The sequence below is a fragment of the Paenibacillus agaridevorans genome (assembly GCF_003112455.1).
Classification (GTDB): Bacteria; Bacillota; Bacilli; order Paenibacillales; family Paenibacillaceae; genus Pristimantibacillus; species Pristimantibacillus agaridevorans.
The window spans coordinates 102,648-122,560 of sequence record NZ_BDQX01000011.1 but is presented as its reverse complement, the minus strand read 5'-3'; the positions used below and the strand labels follow the sequence as shown (position 1 = coordinate 122,560).

Below are 19,913 nucleotides of genomic sequence, written 5' to 3'. Positions count from 1 at the left end.
GGGCGCGCGAGCCAGCATCACGGCAAATTGCTGGCGCGTCACCTGATGCTCTGGACGGAAAGTTCCGTCTTCGTATCCGTTTACAATGTTGCGATTGGCCGCCAGCCTGATGGCGCCGGCTGCCCAGTGCCCCGCGATGTCATGCCACTCTGGAAGCTCCTCCGCTCCCTCTGCACCATTGCCGGATTGTCCGGTTGCTTCGGCTTCCTCGGATGCATCGTCATCATCATTCCCATTGCCTTGATTCCCCTGCTCACCGCTGCCGTTTCCGTTTCCGTTTCCGTTGCCATTTCCGCTTCCATTACCATTTCCGTTTCCATTACCATTTCCGTTTCCGCCGGCTTCGCCAAGATCGAGCAGCATTGGAGAATACGGAGCCAACTCGAGGCTGGATATCGCCATTGCCTTCGCGCCGATCAAGTCATAAGCGGTTTGTACCTGCTGGCCATGCAAGCGAACCTGAACCGTCTTTGTATTCCAGCTATAATTGGATACATTCAACAGCAGTCTTCCTTCATGCTCGACCACCCGCCATTCTACATCCATAACAGGCTCTCCCGTCGCGCCATCGACGATTTCCGTCTGCAAAAGATCAAGCCCTGCCAGAACGGGAAGCAACTGCATCCTTACCTCGCCCGCAGAAGGCGATTGCATGGCGCTTGCCGTTGCCGTGACGGGAATAACCGTGGAACGCGCCATCACATCGTTACGAATCTGCGCGTCCAGATTGCGCTGATAGACATCGAACTGGAGCGCCTGCTCGCCTATCACAAACACTGCTCCGCCTTGATTCAGATACGCTTGAATATGATTCAGCGTTTCCGCGTCCACATACCGGCTGTCCGGAACGACCAGCAGCTTCAAGCCGGATAACCCGCCCTCCCGAATCTGTTTCTCGCTAATAAAACCCGCCTTCTGGCCGGAAAAACTAAGCGCTTTGTAAGCCCGGTCCACCGCATCCAGATAGGCGGGGCGATACAAGTTCGAGGCTTTGGCATATAGAATCGCCGTTTCATACGGAGCATGCTGGAAAGCGGTCACCTCATCCGCCAGACGATTTAAATCCAAATTGGTTTTGCCGATGGCCGAAACGACATCCGGCCGATTTAGCACGCTGCCCGCCAGATCGCTTGCGGTATCGTCCGTCCTTTCCCAAACCCATATTACCGAAGCGCTGCGCCCGTGAACGGCTCCTTGCCATATATCGTTGCTGACATGCGAGACCTGCTCCGGCACAAACCGGGTATCCTTGTCGGGAATAATATGATCCTCCGAATTGATGACCGGCGCTTCCTTGAACGATGCCAACAGATCGTAAAATTTCAGTTTTTCCATAATGGTTGCGCCTTCGCTATGCAGGAAGTTCCAGGCATCCAGCCCGTTCAACTGGCTTAAGCCGGAAATCTGCTCGGGATCGACGCCCCAGGATAACGGCGACTTGGCCAATTGCTCTCGGGACAACGCCCCCGCCATTATTTTCACATTGACCGGAATATCCGGCGCCATCTCATGAATAAGATCGGCCATCCATTGATGCCATTCGCCAAACAACTGATCATTGAAGTTGATCCAGTCATAATAAAGCGGGGAACGTTCTTCCGCCGTCGGAAGCGCGATCTGGTCAAAAGCGGCGTAGCTTGTGCCGTACGCGGCATTTAACGCGGCAATATCTCCATGCGCCTCTTCCAGATACTGTCGCCACTCAACCGTAAACACCGGATCTTTATACGACATAAAAACAGGTTCATTGGACAGCACCAAATTGTTCAATGACGGATAGTCCTTTACCAGAGGAATAACCGTTCTCAGAAAATCCTCGACAGCCTCCCTGGCTTTGGGGTGATTAAAGTTATATTTAATAAATCCGTTATTATTCGACTTCATGTCCGGATATTTCTCCAGCAAAAAGGCCGGGAAATAGTGAGGAGACAACAACAAGCTAACCGCCTGATTATGATCTGCGGCATCCTGCAGCACTTTCTGTATATCGTTGCGGATGGCCGCTTCGGAAATCGTATAATCTTCTTTAATCGTGGTGTTCTCATCCTCGAAATCCGGATAAGCGATCAGGTTCAGCGAAGTTCCTTGCTCCTCCATGCTGATATTGTCTATATATAATGCGTCCGTTACATTTTCCGTCAAAACACGAAAATCGATCGCGGTTTCCGTCTCTCCGCTTCTGTACGAATAGGTAACCTGCTGCCAGTCATACGTCCCGGTCGGCAGATTGTTCCTGCTTGCGAAGGTGCCGATCCAGGCGTTGTTTACGTTTGCCCCCTTCACCCAAAGACGAATCGTATAATCCGTATCGGGTTTTACCTCTACACGCTGCCATACCGTGCCGTACACATTGGGACTTTTAGTCGTATGGTTAGTCAGTTTAAGGGAACGGGTGCCCTCTTGAAAAAAGTCGATATCATAGCCGAACGTTACATCGGCGTTCCCCCATATTCCCTTGTTCCACCCTGCAAGAGAATCCGGCGCCAACAGCACGCGGCTTGGACCTGTTTCGATCTGAATCATATTGGCTCCGAAGGAAGACATATGGGCAATATCCTTGCGAACCTGCTGGAAATGACCGTATCCCGTAAAAAATACCGGGCGTGTTTGCTGCTCTCCCGCAGCATCGACCGTTTGGCCAATAAAAGAATATCCGTCCAATTCAATCGGCCCTGTCACATAACGGGGAACAGCCAGCGGAGCGGCATCGCCCGCTAGATAGGCCTCCAGCCGGCTCTTGGTTTCCAAGTAGAGTCGATCCAGCTGCTCCAACACGTATTGGGCTTGATCAAGGCGCCCTTTCAGCACATCTTCTTTGCCATACGGAATAAACCTCTCAATAACGGCAATATCCACATCATCGTAATCCATGGGCAAACCTTGTGCCAATGCCGCATCCCGCAGCGCTTTCAGCGGCGGCAAAGCCAATGCCAGTTGATCCAGCTCCGCTACAAGCTCTTCCCGATTGGCCAGCACCTGAACGCTCCATTCGGGAGACTGGCTGGCATCTTCGGATAACTCCGTTACGTCGACAACCAGCTTCTGCGCACCCGTCTCCGCGAAGGAGGTCTGGAACTGCTTCCTCCATACCGTATGCGCGGGAACGATGACCGAATTGGCGCTCTCATTCAAGCCGGGAATCGACACTTGAAATTCTTTGTCCTCCGGGAACGGGTTGGTTACATAAAGCGAAAAGTCCAACATCTGGCCATTCTCGCTTATATAACGATTTTCCTCTGCCGATTCGTAATCCCGGTCCAGCCAAGCAAACCACTCGGAATGCTGCGGCGCCAGAAACAGATTGCCAAAGGCATTCTGATCCTTGTATTTTCCTACCCCTGGCGTCCACTCGACCCAACTTTTACGGCCCGCCCCGTCATTGTCATTAATTAATAGATTGAAAGGAAACATTTTTTCCGGCTTTTCCTTTTGCAATGCTTTCCAAGGAATGGCCGCTTCATAGATGGTCGCATCGGCAAGACGATTGGTGCGTAATTGAATGGCATCTTTGCCAAGAACAGCCGTCCCCGAACTCCAGGACCATACCTCGGGCTGATTGTCCGCATGAGCGAATCCAAATTCGGGGCCGAACAAGGCGTCGCTTCCCGTAGCGAACTGAATGCTGTCCGCGGACCACATGGAAGCGCCCGCCGATGCATGATGAACATTATCTTTGATTTGCGCTCCCATATACAAGTTGTTGGCATCGTAAGCGAACATCATCCGGGCCGAGAGGTCCTGTGCCCCCTCCCAACTGGCCAGATTGGACGGCAAAGCGCCGTTTATAAGAGGAAGCTCCACATAGCTTTGGCCGTCCCAATCCGCCAAACTGCCATCGATTGCAAAGTCGTCTTTATAGTAAACCGGAATGGATTTCCCTGCCGACAACCTGGAGAAAAAATCCTCTTGATCGATATAGGAAGCCCCTTCCTCCAAAGCCAAGCTGTAATGGAAGGCGGAAACCGGGCTGGCAGCCAGCCCATTTTTGGTCGCGTAAGCCTTGATCACCAAAGGACGTTCAATGGAAATCGGCCATTCATACAATTGCCTGGTTGGCGATGTAACCGGATCGCTCTTATCCAATGTATAATACACGGACGCCGCTGAAGTGGGAGTCGACAAGGACACCAACGTCCCTTGCTCCACTGCTCCCGACGGGACATTCGCCACCACGTTTGCGACCGGTACAAACGTTTCAAAATCGCCGTTTTTGATCAAATTTTCAGAAGTGCCGCTTTCTCTCATCACAATGTCGTCTATCCATACCGCCTCGGTCAATCCATCGGACAAAATGACAAACGGAAATGAGGTCGTGGAGGAATCTGTTGTAATCGTAAAATTCACCTGTTGCCATTTGTACGTTCCTCCAGGAAGATCCTTTCGCGCTGTCCAGGCAGGATTCAGAATGACACTCATCCGGGACGCCTCCTGCGCCTTTACCTGCAAGGCCACCTCGTAGGCGGTGTTGGGCTTGACCGCCACCTGCTGGCGGATAGCCAGGAAGACGTTGTTCGTTTTTGGAGTCCGGTTTACGATCTTTAATGAGCCTGTTCCCGCAAAGGTTTCTTCCTGGTCGATATAAGCTTCCCCGACTGCATTGTTATTGTTGTAGCTGGCAGACCACTTCGGGATATCGGTTATAGGCTCAGAAGCGGCCGATGCCTGCGGGAGAACGCCAAGGCTCCCCAACCATACAGACAACGCCAGCATAATAATAGAAATTTTGCCGAACGATGATTTTGCTTTCACAATAAATGCCTCCTTTATGTTCCTTCTCTTGAGTCCTGATTACGCTCGCGATATTCCGAAGGCGTCAGCCCGGTCAATTTTTTGAAAATGCGTACAAAGCTGTTAACGTTCGTATAGCCGACTTGCTCGGCGATATAGCGCACCTTGCCGTCTGTCGCGGACAGCAGCTCCTTTGCTTTGGACAAACGAATCTCCATCACGTAATCGATAAAGTTGATCTCCGCCTTCTCTTTGAACAGCTTGCTCAGATAGGGCACGCTAAGTCCGAATTCGCTCGCCAGCAAGTTCAGCGACAGATCGCTGCGCATATAATTCGTCTGGATAAACACCAGCGACTGATCGATCAGATCGTTCCGCTCGCGCTGGCTCCGCTTGTCCCGGATCAGCCCGATCAATCCCGTCAGCCGATTCAGTGCGAAACGCTCCAACTCGTCCAACTGCTCGTAGCGGTTCAACATCTCATATTGGTTCAAATGATCGTACATATCCTGCTCAGGGAACAAGCTGCCGGCGTCTACGCCGATATCGACCGCATCCGTAGCGGCGCGCATCAAACATTGGACGATCAGTTGGGCGATCACCTCGGGCGGAACCTGCTGCTCTGCAAAGGATACGAACCAGCGGGCAAGCTGCGTTTTCAGCATCTCCCCGTCGGCAGCTTTTACGGAAGCAACGATCGTGTCGATCGATGCGAACAGCTTGTAGTAGCGCGGACTTTGTTCATTTACAATATCGTCCATTGTGATAATGGCGTTGCCGCCCAACACCAGCTTGTATCGCAGCGCTTCGCAGGATTCCCGGTACTTAGCGGCAATATCGCCCGGCGAATGCGCTACATTGCCGATGCCGATCGTAATCGTCCGCCGGAAATATTCCTGCACGAATTGCTTGAGCAAATCGGCTACCGTAACAGCGCGCATAATATAGCGCTGATCGTCATCGCCTTCGTCGAAGCTCATAATAACCGCTGCTTTGCCGTGCTCCAGCTCGGCGGCAATTCCTTTGCTCTCCGCATTAACCAACTCCTCCGCCGCATTGCAAAGAGCGTACGTATACAGACGTACATCGCGTTGCGAGGGGATTGCACCCTTGTTGTCCAGCTCGATACTCATCACGACGAAGCGGCTTCCGTATAAACGGATATTGAACATATCCTCGTACGTTTGCAGCATTTCCGTACTTTTGCGGCGGCCCGACAGCAGCTCGGCAACAAGTTGCAATTTGATAAACGGTTTGCCCTCCGACACCTGCCGCGACAGTTCCTCGCGATCGGTAAGTATCCCTTGTACTGTATGCTCCAAATAATGAAAGTCGTCCGTATAGCGCCGTCCCGCCATCCCCGCTTCCGCCGACTTCTGCTGCCCCGTCAGTTTGGTGCGTACGCCCCGCACGAAGCGGTTGATCGGCAGATAGGTCCATCTTCCGGCGAAGGCCGTCGAGGCGGCTGCGATGACAAACAGCAGGAGCGACAAGCCGATCAGCGTATTGCGGATAACGGTCATTTGTTGCGACATCTGCGACGCCGGAATGACGCGCACGATCCGCCAGCCGGTATAATCCGATTCCATATAGAACACCCAGGACGGCTGCCCGTCAATCTGCGCCGCAAAATAACCACTTGCGGCATCGCTGCCGAATATCCCCCTCACAAACGGTAATTCGCTGATATCCTTGCCCAGACGGGTTTTATCGTCATGCAGCGCCATAACGCCTTCGCCGTCCAACACGAAGGTTTCTCCGCGGTCATCCGACTCGGTATTCCGAATCAAACTGTAGAGCAAATCCTCCTTGACATTGACAGCCACCGCGCCTTTGCGCCCGCCCGGTTGATGCACCAACGGATAAGCGCGTACCAGAGTGACTACATTGCGGTATACCGACTGGCGCGCGTTAAGCGCAATTTTGCGGGTGGTCAACCATTTGAACAAGCCGGCCTCCTCTTCGAACTCCGGAATCCAGCCAAAATCCTGAACATTATTGTTGAGGTCGGAAGACACGCTTCCGGTCAGCAGGCGCTGTTTCGTATACGAGTACAAATCCATAGAGAAGATGTATTCCATGCTGCTGGACGTGCGGTTGATTGTATTGACCACATGAAATTCGTTGTTGATATTCACATCGGCGTTTCGTCTTTCACTGAAAAAACGGACAACGGCATCATTTTTCATAAATTGAATCGCGGTTTTGTCGATATGCTGAAGCGTCAGCTCCAGCTTATGATTCTGTTGTCCGAGCAGCTCCATGTTGGTCGATATCAGCTGCTCCTTGAGCTGCTTCGTAAACAATTGATAGGAAATCGCCATCGCGGCAAAAACAAGCAGGAACAAGATGATGGACACCGCGCCCCAAGCAATCCATAACCGTCGGTTTTGCCGTATATTCATCTTCTTGTTCCCCTTTCCTCAGAAGCTTGCTTTATTCTCCTCATACCACCGCTGCGCGATTTGCTCCGCTTCCGGGCCGCCAAGACGCTCCCATTCCTTGCGAATTTCCTCTAGCGCCCATTTGCCGCTATATTTATCCCCTTGCTGCGTAACCGCCTCCGCACGGGTTTCCCTAATAAATTGGTCAAGCGACGAACGGATATCATTGATTTCGTCGAAGTTTGGCTGATAGGGGATATCTCTGCGGAATGGATGCTTCAGCGCAGTAGTCAGCGACTCCGAGTTCAGCTTCGCGATGCGCTGCGACAACTCATCATCCGCCGCCATAATGGACAAATACTCCGGCTTGACAACTTCCTGGCGCAACACGGCGTATTCCCCTGCGTAGCCGACTTCCTTGGAAAAAATGTCCGCATCCAATTTTTTAGCTACGCCGTCCACCATTTCATAATGCACGCCTTCCTCGCCGGATACTAACGTTCTCCAGTTTTCGAACACCCAGTCCAGGTATTCGATCGCCGCTTTCGGATTGGCGGCATCCTTGCTCATGGCAACGAACATAAACGGAGCCGATTCCTGATACGAGCCATAATGTCCGTACGGACTAGATACCATCTCCAGCGGTACCGGCTCAGCGGTAGGTACGTTGGTCAACAGGTCGCGATTCAAGTTATCAATGTTGCCGAGCCCCCACTGTCCCATCAGAATACCTGCCCGTCCGGTCGACCATAGCTGTGCCGCGCGCTGATTGTTGCTGTCGGTCAAATATTCGCGATCGACCAGCCCTTCCTCGAACAGCTGCTTCTCAAGCTGCACCACATCGCCAAAACGATCCAGCGTAGCGCCGTATTGCATCTTGTTGTCCTCGACATACCACATATTGTTGAAAGCGCCATAACTTGCGGAATAGATGTCAAAGGAATTCTGTCCAACAATCGGCGCGATGTCGGGATAACGATCCTTAAACGCCCTCGCCACCGCAATCAATTCCTCAATTGTCGTTGGGCTCTGCATGCCAACCTCATCCAGCCAGTCCTGGCGGATCCACATCCCATGGTTGGCGATGGACGTAACCGGGCGTTTCGTTGCAACCGCATACATTTCTTCCTCGAACGTCAGATACGGCAGCAAATCCTGGTTTTCCTCCAAATATTGTTTGTAGCTTGTGCTGTATTTCTCGATATACTCTCCGATTGGCTGCAAAACCCCTTGGGTCACCAGCTTGCCGATATAGGTGTGATCATATTCCCAGATCAGATCCGGCGCCTGTTTGGATGCAATCAGCACGTTAAGCGAATCCTGTGCCTGGCCGCGCGGAACCGGAACCATCGTTACATCGATGCCCGACTGCTCGCGAATCCAATCCACCCAACGGTTTTTCTCGTACGTGCCTTCGTCGCTCGATACCGCCCCCCTGTCGAAGGCGGAAATACTCACCTTGCGCGGAATAGCATCGAACGGATCGACTTCCGGCGCGGTTGACTCGCCGGAACTTGCCGTCGGACTCGTTCCTCCTATTGGTGTGCCGGACGTGGCTTTGCCTCCGTTCGAGCATGCCGCGAGCAAAACAACAACCGCAAACGCAAGCAACAGACCTTTCATTGCGTTTCTCATGCTTTGACCTCCTGAATGTATGGCGTCAAGACTGCTCCCCTTTTCCTGTTTGACATGTCGAACTGCTGCAGCGGCTCTTGTACCACGAATGTAGCACGCCGCTTGAGCTGCCTGAAACCTCCACTTTTTACCTTGCTACTCCATGCGTCACCTATGCGGACATTCTTTTTTTGAGATGATATTCCTTTTTTTCGATGAAGGACTTGCATCGACGCGCGAACTAGAAAGGCGTACCCGGCAAAAAGTGAAACTATCGGGCCGGAAACATCCGTGTTACTTTGATGAGGAAACGTTTATCATGCAGAAGGGATGCGAAACGCCAATGAGCTTAAGCGAAACAACAGAGGGTTACCCATCGGCCAAAGAGGAATTGGAGCTGTTAAAGAGAAGCGTCTCCATGCTGGAGAGCGAGTTTAATCCGGAGCTAAATCTGTTACGCGTCAAATATCACACCAACGGGTATCACACCATGCTGACCGGCGTGGAATACGTCCATTCAACACGTGCTTCCGTGGAATACGCGCTAGCCCTGCTCGATACCGGGCTGCCGGAATATGAGGCGAAGGCCTTCAAGATTATTGAACAAATCATCTCCCTGCAGGACTGCGACCCGTCGCGCGATACGTACGGCATCTGGTCGTACTATTATGAAGAACCGCTGGACAAGATGGCACCGCCGGATTGGAACTGGGCCGACTTTATCGGCAAGGTGCTGGTGATGATCGCGATTCGTCATGGCGAGCGGCTGCCGGAGATGTTGGCGGGGCGGCTGCAGGAGGCTGTCTTTCACGCCTGCGAATCCATTATTCGCCGTAATATGGGGCCGCATTATACGAATATTGCCATTATGGGCTCCTTCGTCGCGATTGCCGCCGGAGAGCAATTCGGGCATAGAGGCTATCTGGAATATGGTTTGGGGAAATTCGAAGCTTTCCATGCCTATACGAGAAGATTAAACACGTTCCAGGAGTACAATAGTCCGACTTATACCGTAGTCGCCATTATCGAGCTGTCCAAAATTCGATCCTATTGCCGATCCCCGCGCGCTATTGCTATCGCCGACGAAATGCTCCGACTGGCATGGACGATGGCGGGAGAGCATTATCACCCGGCTACAGGGCAGTGGTCGGGCCCGCACAGCCGTTGTTACCACACGCTGCTCACCGATGCAACTCACGCCTTCCTCCGGCGTTGTCTTGGCAAGGAATGGACGGAACTAGCCGCAGACTATCCGGTTCATTTGTTGGAATGGCATCGCTCCGGCGCCAGCTGTCCCGACGACCTGCGCAGCCTGTTCCAAGAACCTGCCGACAGGGAGCTGCGGGAAATCTATTATCGCGGAGAAGATGGATACGAAAAGACCGGCACGACCTGGATGACGCCCTCCTATTCGGTCGGCTCCGCCAGCAAGGAAGTCATGTGGAATCAGCGCCGGAACCTGCTGATCTACATGGACAACGGCGGCAAGCCCGCATATGCGTCGCTGCGCATGCTGCACGATGGATACGACTTCTCCGCGCCGGTGCTGACGGCGGTTCAGGACAAAGGCCATGTGTTATGCGGCATGCAATTCTCGGTTAACGGAGGCGATACGCATATCGGGCTGGACCGGATCAATGGCTCGATTCAAGCCGAAGATTTGCGACTACGCCTGGAATTCGGCGGCGCCCTGGAAGGCATGGAGCTTAATGCCGCGCAGGAACACGTCGTATTGACGATCGGCGGCACTCGCGTATCTCTGTCTTTGCTCTCGTTGGTGTTTGACGGCGATGTTCCCGAGGTGGAGCCCAAGTGGACGGTGACGCGTGAGGAAGACAAGCTTGCTCTGGATCTGTTGTTGTACAGCGGCTCCAGACGGCTCATCGACTTCACGGGCATGCGGCGCGCGGGCATCTGCTTTGCCGTGTCCGCCGAGGCTGCGGAAGCGGCAACCGCGCATGACTTGGCCGGGATGGAAGCCTCCGCTGATGAAACAGACCTAAGGGCCGACTGGTCGCCTGCCGGTCGCAGGCTGTCGCTGATGCTGCCACTCAAACCCGATCGTGTAGAGACGCTTCGCGGGCAACAATAAATGCATTCCCCCTTGGGAAAAATCGAAATGGCGGTGACAGGGTTGTTCACTCTGTAACCGCCATTTCAACTAATGGGATATTATGGACCACAAGGACAACGGCAACTCACGTTGTCCTTGATAAAAAAACCGCCTATACCGTTTTTCCTGGCTTGAACATTTTTCCCTCTTCAAGTTGATTTTCTTTCGCCGTGATTTGATGAGGATCAATTCGGTATACCCGAACCGGACCCCCAAATACTGTGGATCGATATTTGTCCACATGCTGCTGGGGAAGCGGTCGATTGTAGTACCCGGGAACATACTTATCAATCATTGCTTGCAGCATAAGTGTTGCTTCATCCAGATCGACGACGGGATGTGCCTTGCCAAAAATCATCACGCTCATATATGCGGTGTCCGTCTTGGCTGGTACGGGATCTGTAATTGTCCCGTATTCTTCACTAACCGTAAAACAAACCTCCGGATTTGCTTCCATAACCTGATTTCGTCGCCCGCCTGCGGCTCCATGAAAATATAGCTTCCCGTTTGTCCAAACAAAGTTAAGCGGAACAACATACGGCAAATGACCGTCGGCCATGCCTAAGTGTCCAATTCGGACTTGTCGAAGAAATGCCTCGATTTTATCCTTGTCCAACACTTCTCTTATTTTGTAACGTACCCCGTCCATTTGTTCACTCCTCGAATTGAAGTATGGAGTAAGCTTATCAGTTATTGGAGTGAATAGAAATATCCATAACTATACAAATGGAGCAGTCCATATTTACATCTGCTGCACCATTCGCACCGCGATCGCAGCAGCTTCCGCTCGGGTGACCGTTTCCAGCGGCTTGAACTGGCCGTCTCCTGTTCCTTCCATCAGGCCGCTTGCCAGCACTTGCGCGACATATCCTTGTGCCCATAATGGGATTTGCTTTGCATCCTTTAAGCCGTTCAGTTGCATTTCTACGCCGGCACCTTGACCTGCTGCCTTACCGACTGAAGCGCTAATGCGCGCCAGAACCGCTGCGAGCTCGATCCTTGTCATTCCTCCCTGCGGTCGGAAGCTGCCATCTTTGTAGCCCGTAATCCACCCGTCCGCTACGGCTCGCTGTACCGCCTCCAGCGCATACTTGCCAATCTTCGCGTCGTCCGTGAAGACTACCGCTCTTTCGGCAGCCTCATCCGCTGCTTCTGAATGACCTTCCAGCAACTTCATGCCTCTTGTCAGAATCGTAACCAATTCCTGGCGGGTAACCGCCTGGTCCGGACGATACGTATGATCCGGGAAGCCGGTAATAAGTCCTGCCTCTACTGCACGCTCAATCCACTTTTGTCCCCAATGTCCGGCGATGTCTGCCAGCTCTTTCTGCGGCTTCGGCTCCTCCTTCGCGAAGACTGCCACAGCAAAAGTACCTAGCTCATTGATGTCTGCAGTAACACTCAGCTCGCCAGATTTGCCGCCTACCTTCACCCATGCTTTTTGCTGCTCATCGTATCGAGCAAGGACGGCCTCCTCGCCTGTTTTCAGTTGACCTTCATAGGCGATGCGAAGGACAGCCGGTTTGCTTAGCTCGGCATTCCCATCCTGACTTAGCAAGTAAACAGGGCTTAGAAGACGAACCCCTTTCTGAACTGGCAGTTCTTCCTTCCACTCCTCGATCTTGAAGCGAGCGCTGACATTGGTCGCACCTTTCGGGATGCTCAGCTTAATTTGCTGACCCTTGCTTACTTCACCGCCCATGCCTGCAGGTACATACAGTTCCCCGTTAAAGGATTCGTTAGGCGCCACGCCTCCCGGATATGCAGGCGGATCGGTCGGCGGCTTCGGCTCGCTATGGATAGCCAGCTTGACCGTTGCCGTATTGGAATAGCCATAACCGTCATAAACACGGAATCGAAATTGATCCTCTCCCGATGCTGACACTTTGGCAACATAGAGAAATTCGCCAGTTGCAGGATCAATCAGCTCAATCGTTCCTTGCTTACTCGCAGTTACAATTTCATAGGTTACTGCACTTCCTGAAGCAGCCTCATTCTTAAGCATGCCGCGCAGTTCCTCCCCCGCTTTCACACTGTATGAAGCGTCAACTGCAACCGGAGCAGGCTTCGTATGCATCCACTGCATGGTGCGGAACAGGCTAGCTCTCTTCGTAAGACCGATCCCCGATCCCCATTCCATCCAGCCTCGCCTGCCCTCGCCGTTATTGTCATTAACAAGCAAGGAGAAGCTCATGACTTCATTTCGGAGCGGAAGCACCGGCGCCAGTTCAGACCATGGCAGCGACATTTGATACACGGTAATTTTTTTCTCCTCGTCACGCTTTACGACTAGCTTGCCAGACTTGATTGCCCCTTTATCAATACCTGGCGGAGCAGCGAATCGATACATTTGCGGTCCTTCGGGCGTATCGGACAATCCAATTTCATACCAGCTGCTGCTCTCGCCGGGTACACCTGATGAAATCGCAAATTGCAAGCTGTCATTATTCCAAATCTGGTTGCCGGTTGCCTTTGCAGAGTGAATCCCATCCTTAATTTGTGCTGTCAGATAGAGATGATCACGGTCATAGTTCATCCACATCTTGCCGCGAACATCGATCTTGCCGCTAAAGCCGGATAATAGTACTTGCGTTCCTTTTTCCAAGTCGATGGTTGGAGCTGTTGCTTCAAGCTCCGGCTCAATTTCTCCATTCACCTGCACCGTTCGCTCCGTAACAGGGTTAAAACCGAAATTGCCTTCGTATCGATACGCATCACTATTACTAAACTTCACAAGTACGGAAGCCTTGTAATTATCCCCGAATCCGAAAGAAGGAAGAGGAATGTTAATTTGCTTTGACGCCTGAGGTTCGATACTGGTGTTCAAAGCCTGCTTACCAGATTGGTTCCCAATACTCCACTCCACTTCCTGCACATCAAGTGCGCGAAGCTTGCTGAAGTTGGCAACATCAATATGAAGCGCTTGTTTATACTGTCCTTCCGCGCCTTCCGCTTGCTCCATGATCGGACGTACTTTTACTTCCTTGGCTTTCTCAACCTTTAGCTCATAACCAAGCTTACCGACCTTTTGGCCTCCTGCCATTAAATAAACCGGAATATATCGATAGCCGTCACGCGTGTCCATTACTGTAATTTCTTTGTTAATCGTTTGGCCAGGCTCTATCGAAATAGGGTACTCCTTCCCTTCAACATCCATAGTAAGGGAGAGCTTCGATTTGCCCGTATTGGTCATTGAAATTGCGAATTGTCCTTCATCCCCTACAACGGTAGCTACGCCGCTAATTGTAATAGTAGGCTCAACAGCAATTTGACCGATGTGGCCTTTCACATAATACGGCTCTCCGGTAAGGGAAAGCATTATCTTTCCGTTGTGCGGAGAATACAGCTCGGTATTGCCCATCATATCTGTAATCTCGATTGGAGCATCCGCTGCAATCTGGATAACGGCATCCTCCGTTGCCCAGACCACTCGAACAGGCTGCTGATCCTGGACAAAGCGATAGCTGTGAATCGGCGCTTCGACTGCCTCTACTTCCTCAAATTGTGCGCCGGTCAGCTCTCGCGTCATTACCGCATAGCTCAGATAAGCCGGCTTGGCTGTATAGGCCCCCAACAAGCTTTTTTCATTTCGGATCATTCCAAAATTATCTTCGTTCAAATCCGCTATCATGCCATCGTCCATCAGATCGTACCACATCATTTTTTCCACACCGCTGCTTAATGCGATGACATGCCCTCGCAGCAGGTAATTTGCTTGCAGCTTCTCATTGACTCCGCGAGATCCAACAAAGGTTGGCCATCCAAACTCCGTCAGCCAAATCGGAACCAAATTTCCGTCATTATACTTTCTAATCAATGTTTTCAGATCTTCCAGCTTCTCTGCTAATTCCTCAGGAGCGTTGGGGTATACATATTCTTGTACTGCTATAGCATCAAGATAATCCATACCTCCCAGCTCGAGCACTTTTTCGATCCAGTCCAGACTGATGCCGGCAGATACAATACCGACAATCGGCAAGTCTGGATGCTCCGCATGTACGACCTCGTAGGTTTTCTTCAATAATTCAAAGTAATATTCTGGTTGTGAATTCGCAGGGCTATTGCCGCGTTTGCCAAATCCGCCGTTAAACTCGTTGTACACATTCATGGCGAAAATCTGGTCTTTATACTTCTCCACATATGCCTTTGCGTAATTCGCCATGCCTAGTCGCCCTTCATCTGTATAAGGGGTTCCGTTATTATCGTAAAATTGGTTATTATAAGCGGCAACAAACAGCAGCGGAATGCCTTCCAGCTTCAATCTAGCCATATAATTTTCGAGATCAGGAAAGTAGGTATATACTCCTTTTTCTTTTTCAATATATTGCCACTCTATACCATCACGAACAAAGCTGGCGCCTGCATATTTCACAAGCTTCACAAGATCCGCATTCCAGCCGTATCCGATGCGATGCAAATGCGTATTAATCCCGAACGGTGAATCGCCATTCGCCGGTGCTGTGAAAGGTGCAAGCACGGAATAAGTTGTTTCCAACATAATCGGCAAGCTGCCGCCTTTTTCAGCCTGTGCTTCGAGTGTGAAATATCCCAGTCCACGATCGGGAACTGTAAACGTTGCCTGCCCATTAAAGGCCTTTGCCGTGCCCTCAGCAACCTTCGTGCCATTCAGATTAAAGGCTTTCCAGCTCACATTCGGCCTGACTGTCTCAACGATGAACTGTATAGGCTCATTATTCAAAAACACATTGCCAAGCACAGTCTGTTTGAACTTCGTGTCTGGCGGAGTAACGGTTAGAATCGGACCATCCTGACTCCACTCTCCTGCCGCATTGCCTGCTTCTACTTTATAGGTATAACGTTCGCCAATAATAAGACCTTCAACAAAGTAGCTCTCCTCTTGGCTGCTTATGGTATCCATTAATGTTCCATTTTGATAGATCCGATATTGCGTAACACCTGTCGGATCTACCGCTGCCCCCCATTGGAACGCCACTCCTTCCTCTTCCATGCTCTGCAGCTGCAAGGTGCTGCCCGTTGGCCAGCTTGGCGCTGCCGCATTTGCACGTGAGCTGTTGATGGATAGATAAGGCCGATTCTCTGTATTTTCCTTACTATTAATGATTGCTACGAGTCCGACATCTGCTAACTGTACTATACCAAAGCCGGCATTTGTCTCTCCTTTGCTAATCTGATCCTTTACATAGGAGGTAACATCAACCTGATGCCATTTCCAAGTCGTATTCATCGGAATCTTGTTCAAGAAATGTATAACATTCGGTTTCGTGATCCAGGTCATTTCCGCTTCTTTCCAGGAATGATCCTCCAATCCATACACAGCCATATCGATCGCACTGCCGCCGCCATCTGAAACGGCTCCATAGAAGTTGAGAGTTGCAGTGCCGACCTCTTCTGGCAACGCTTCCATTTCGAATTTCATAAAAGCTTGGCGAGTCACATTAGGGTCAGCCTTCATATTTTTGACGATCAGCTTGTCACTCGTGCCATAATTCGACTGACTTGCACTGCCTGAGTTAACATGGGTGTCCTCAACAACCGGAAGTCTGACAATGCTTGGCATAGTTACGACTGCTTCCGGCCCATCCTGTGACCAATTGCCAGATGAATCTCCCGCTTCCACCCTAAAGGAATAAGTTTGCTTTTGTGCCAACCCCGCTGCATGGTAATGCTTTTGAGTTACTGGCACTGTGGCGATCAGCTCATCATTCTGATAAATCCGATAGGATACAACCATTTGATCGTCTATAGCCGGTGTCCACTGCAATTCAACTGTATCATCTGCAGTCTGAATCGCTTTTAGTTCACTGCCATTTGGCCAGACAGGTGCTTCATGATCCACTGGCGCCCTATATTTCACTTCCACATAGGGTTGTTGACTGTCACTTTCCTTACTGTTTAAAACGACGGCTATTCCTTGCCCTCCCGGCATTTCAGGCTGAACAAAGGCAATGCTAACCTTCTTATCTGCTGCCAGCTGATCTATTGCCAGATCTGTAATATCGGCCTCGTAACCCCTTGCTTCTTTGCCCAATGTAAAAGAAGCCATTGCATCGGATATATAGGAAGGCTTGTTGTTCCAAGTGATTGTCTCTTCTGTCCAATCATTGTTTGTTACGCTATGAAGCTGAATACTTGCTTGGTTTCCTTCCCCGACAGCGCCGTACACGACCAGCGTAACGGATTCTACTTCTCCGGAAAAATCGGTGAAGTCAAATTTCATGTAGCTCTCGCGAGTTAATTCCGGGCTCCCCTTCTTGACTACCAAAGACTTCTCTTTACCAAAGTTGCTATTAGCAAAAGCATTCGAGCCTCGCACATATGAATCATCCGATGGTGATATCTTGAGCGTATGAAGCTCTGTTGCTCCACTTTGAATGACGTCTCCCGTATCATTAGCATAGACAGACATGTTGTTCATCTGAAATAGCGTGCAGATCATGGCCAGAATAAGCAATTGGACTAATGCTTTGGTTGAGCGTTTCCTTCTCCTCATCTTCCAACCTCCTAGAGTGAGATCATTGGACAGCTGTTGCTTCACCTGCAGCTGCTGCAGGTGAAGCAACTTTGATAGTCAGCTCCTTACAAATTGCCCTTATTAGCTTCGTACCACTCTTGAACCATAGACTCGATATTTTCTCCGCCAAGACGTTTCCACTCTTTACGGATCTCATCTATCCCCTGCTGCGGCGTCATTGCGCTGCCCCCTGTTACGACCTTCGTTTCAATTTGCTCGGCAATCGGCTTGAACGTGGCAATTAATTGGCTCAGCTCAGGGAGATCCGGGTTATAGGCAATATCTCTGCGGAAATTATTTTTAAGCGCAGTTTCAATCGATACAGACTGCTGCTTGGCATACGCTTGCGCTACATCATCCTGCGCCGCCAAAATCGGGAACCACGAAGCTTCCGGACTCCATTGATGAACGACGGCATACTCGAATGCATATAAAACCTCTTTGCGGAATTGTTCGCTATCAAGCGTTTGCGGCACGCCATCTACCAGCTTGTAATGCTCATTTTCATTCCCTTTTTTCAGCGGCAACCAGTTATCTTCAATCATCCAATCCAAATAGGCAATCGCATCCTTGATTTTTTCTTCGCTCATTTCGCTGTTGAACATAACATAGATGTTGGCCGGTGTTTCTTGATACAAACCTGTTTTGCCATATTGTGTTGCGAACGGCTCAAGCGGAACCATCTTCGCATCCGGTACATTCGCCATCAAATCGCGGAATTGATTAGGCATATCCCATGCGCCGAACATAATCGCCGCTTTGCCCGTTACCCAAAGCTGGTTGGCACGTTCAAAATTGTTGTCCGTAATGTATTCCTTATCAATCAGCCCTTCGTCAAAAAGCTGCTTTTGAAAAGCCAGGGAGTCGCGATGGCGATCCAGCGTTCTGCCGTTAACCAGCTTGCCTTCCTCTAAATACCATTGATCCGAAACCGCTTGGAACAACGTTCGCATAATCGGGTTTCCGTTGCCATTAAATGCAATCGGAGTCATTGTCGGATCGTCTTCCTTTATTTTACGCGCTACTTCAAACAGCTCTTCTACAGTTGTAGGAGCCTTTAGCTGCAAGCGGTCCAAAATATCCTGGCGAACCCACATCGCATGGTTGGCAATAGCATCTACTCCACGCTTGGAAGCAATCGCGTACACCTTGTTGTCCACGGTCAAATAAGGCAGCAAGTCCGCATTTTTCTCCAAATAAGCTTTGTAGGAGGTGCTGTACTTTTCAATATACTCCCCGATCGGCTGTATAGCGCCCTGCGCCGCCAATTGCGTCATATAGTTGCGATCATATTCCCAGATAAGGTCGGGAGCTTCGCCCGAAGCGATCAAGGCGTTCAGTTTGCTTTGCGCCTCGTTTCTAGGAACCGGAATAATCTCTACCTCGGTAGGGGAATTTTCGTTGATCCACTTCGTCCAGCGGTTACTTTCATAGGTACCTTCATCTGCGGCAACCCATCCGCGGTCAAACACCGAAATGCTGATTTTCCCTTTTGGTTTATTGGGCTCGTTTCCTTTATTATCCGTTTGCTCGCCCGTCGGTTTTACGCCTTCATTTGATGGCTTAGGCGTCTCCTTATTGGAGCTGCATGCAGCCAATATCGACAGCAGCATGATTACAGTCGCCAATACAGCACCCGTCTTTTTCCATTGCATCATATTTCTATCCCCTTTTTTTCAAAATTAGCCTTTCACCGAACCAATCAAAACGCCTTTAACAAAATGCTTCTGCAAAAACGGATAAACACATAAAATCGGCGTTATCGCGATAACTATCGCGGCGGCTTTAATCGCCTCCGGCGTCAACATCGCTTGCATAACCCCTTCGGATCCGCCAGCAGGGTTAAGCAAATGCTGATCTACCTGCCTGATCATCTGATAAAGCTTGAGCATAAGCGTCTGTTTATTGGATTTTCCAATATAGAGCATCACCTGAAAATAATTGTTCCACCAGCCAACCGCATAGAACAGAGACAGCGCAACTACAATTGGCTTGCACAGCGGCATAATGATTTGCACAAGTATCCGCCAGTCCCCTGCTCCGTCGATCGCCGCGGACTCTTCAATCTCTTCGGGCAGCCCTTCCATAAAGGTCTTCATAACAAACATGTTGTAGGTGCTTATTAACGCAGGCAGCCATAGCGACCAATAGGAATTCATCAACCCTAAATATTTGACCAAAATAAAGTTAGGGATAAGACCCGACACAAAAAGCATGGTAAACGTTATAAACATTAACAAAGCGCTTCGGCCAAGCAGCCGCTTCTTCGATAGAGGATACGCTGCAAGTATCGTCAGCACGATATTCAGCAATGTGCCTACAAACGTAACCCATATCGTATTTTTCATAGAAATGAACAGCTGCCCGTCTTCAAATAAACGTTTATACGCTTCGATATTGAATTCGACAGGCCAAAACATCACTTCGCCTGATGTAATCGCTCTGCTGCTGCTAAACGATGCTGCCGCCTCATACCAGAATGGATATAAGGTAGCCAATGAGAAAAGGCCAAGAAAAAGCGCATTTATCGCTCCTCCCAGTTGCGGCAGCCATCTCTTTTTGTCTGTTCTAGCGTTCATAG

At 50.6% G+C, this 19,913-nt stretch carries 8 protein-coding genes; 1 reads left to right on the top strand and 7 read right to left on the bottom strand.

The window, feature by feature from the left end:
- The 3 genes from PAT3040_RS00725 to PAT3040_RS00715 all read right to left on the bottom strand — a co-directional run.
- On the bottom strand, window positions 1-4,749 hold a 4,749-nt coding region (locus PAT3040_RS00725), incomplete at its 3' end, for a sugar-binding protein (protein WP_181376366.1).
- A gap of 14 nt (window positions 4,750-4,763) precedes the next feature.
- The gene (locus tag PAT3040_RS00720; RefSeq protein WP_108991122.1) at window positions 4,764-7,133 is read right to left on the bottom strand and encodes a helix-turn-helix domain-containing protein; all 2,370 of its coding nucleotides are present in this window, start codon (window positions 7,131-7,133) and stop codon (window positions 4,764-4,766) included.
- Between the two features lie 18 nt (window positions 7,134-7,151).
- Window positions 7,152-8,747: an extracellular solute-binding protein gene (locus PAT3040_RS00715; RefSeq protein WP_108991121.1), complete on the bottom strand. Its 1,596-nt coding sequence runs from the start codon at window positions 8,745-8,747 to the stop codon at window positions 7,152-7,154.
- A gap of 322 nt (window positions 8,748-9,069) precedes the next feature.
- Here PAT3040_RS00715 and PAT3040_RS00710 point away from each other — a divergent pair, with 322 nt between their 5' ends.
- Complete coding sequence (locus PAT3040_RS00710) at window positions 9,070-10,818, top strand: DUF8769 domain-containing protein (protein WP_108991120.1); 1,749 nt, start codon at window positions 9,070-9,072, stop codon at window positions 10,816-10,818.
- A gap of 133 nt (window positions 10,819-10,951) precedes the next feature.
- On the opposite strand, the gene PAT3040_RS00705 is transcribed toward PAT3040_RS00710, so the two are convergent.
- From PAT3040_RS00705 to PAT3040_RS00690, 4 genes are all read right to left on the bottom strand, one after another.
- Window positions 10,952-11,488 (bottom strand): pyridoxamine 5'-phosphate oxidase family protein, encoded by a 537-nt coding sequence (locus tag PAT3040_RS00705; protein WP_108991119.1) that lies wholly within the window; start codon window positions 11,486-11,488, stop codon window positions 10,952-10,954.
- Between the two features lie 93 nt (window positions 11,489-11,581).
- Window positions 11,582-17,311 carry a CBM96 family carbohydrate-binding protein gene (locus PAT3040_RS00700; protein WP_108991118.1) on the bottom strand — a complete coding sequence of 1,910 codons (5,730 nt, stop codon included), beginning with the start codon at window positions 17,309-17,311 and terminating at the stop codon, window positions 11,582-11,584.
- A gap of 86 nt (window positions 17,312-17,397) precedes the next feature.
- Entirely contained in the window at window positions 17,398-18,990 is a 1,593-nt protein-coding gene (locus tag PAT3040_RS00695; protein WP_087565844.1) for an extracellular solute-binding protein, read from the bottom strand.
- A gap of 24 nt (window positions 18,991-19,014) precedes the next feature.
- Window positions 19,015-19,911 (bottom strand): carbohydrate ABC transporter permease, encoded by an 897-nt coding sequence (locus PAT3040_RS00690; protein WP_087565843.1) that lies wholly within the window; start codon window positions 19,909-19,911, stop codon window positions 19,015-19,017.
- Between the last annotated feature and the right edge of the window lie 2 nt (window positions 19,912-19,913).

Excerpts from the sequence above, each read along its gene's own strand:
- PAT3040_RS00710 (WP_108991120.1), top strand. The coding sequence starts at position 9,070 with ATGAGCTTAAGCGAAACAACAGAGGGTTACCCATCGGCCAAAGAGGAA.
- PAT3040_RS00705 (WP_108991119.1), bottom strand. The coding sequence starts at position 11,488 with ATGGACGGGGTACGTTACAAAATAAGAGAAGTGTTGGACAAGGATAAA.
- PAT3040_RS00720 (WP_108991122.1), bottom strand. The coding sequence starts at position 7,133 with ATGAATATACGGCAAAACCGACGGTTATGGATTGCTTGGGGCGCGGTG.
- PAT3040_RS00715 (WP_108991121.1), bottom strand. The coding sequence starts at position 8,747 with ATGAGAAACGCAATGAAAGGTCTGTTGCTTGCGTTTGCGGTTGTTGTT.
- PAT3040_RS00700 (WP_108991118.1), bottom strand. The coding sequence starts at position 17,311 with ATGAGGAGAAGGAAACGCTCAACCAAAGCATTAGTCCAATTGCTTATT.
- PAT3040_RS00690 (WP_087565843.1), bottom strand. The coding sequence starts at position 19,911 with ATGAACGCTAGAACAGACAAAAAGAGATGGCTGCCGCAACTGGGAGGA.
- PAT3040_RS00695 (WP_087565844.1), bottom strand. The coding sequence starts at position 18,990 with ATGATGCAATGGAAAAAGACGGGTGCTGTATTGGCGACTGTAATCATG.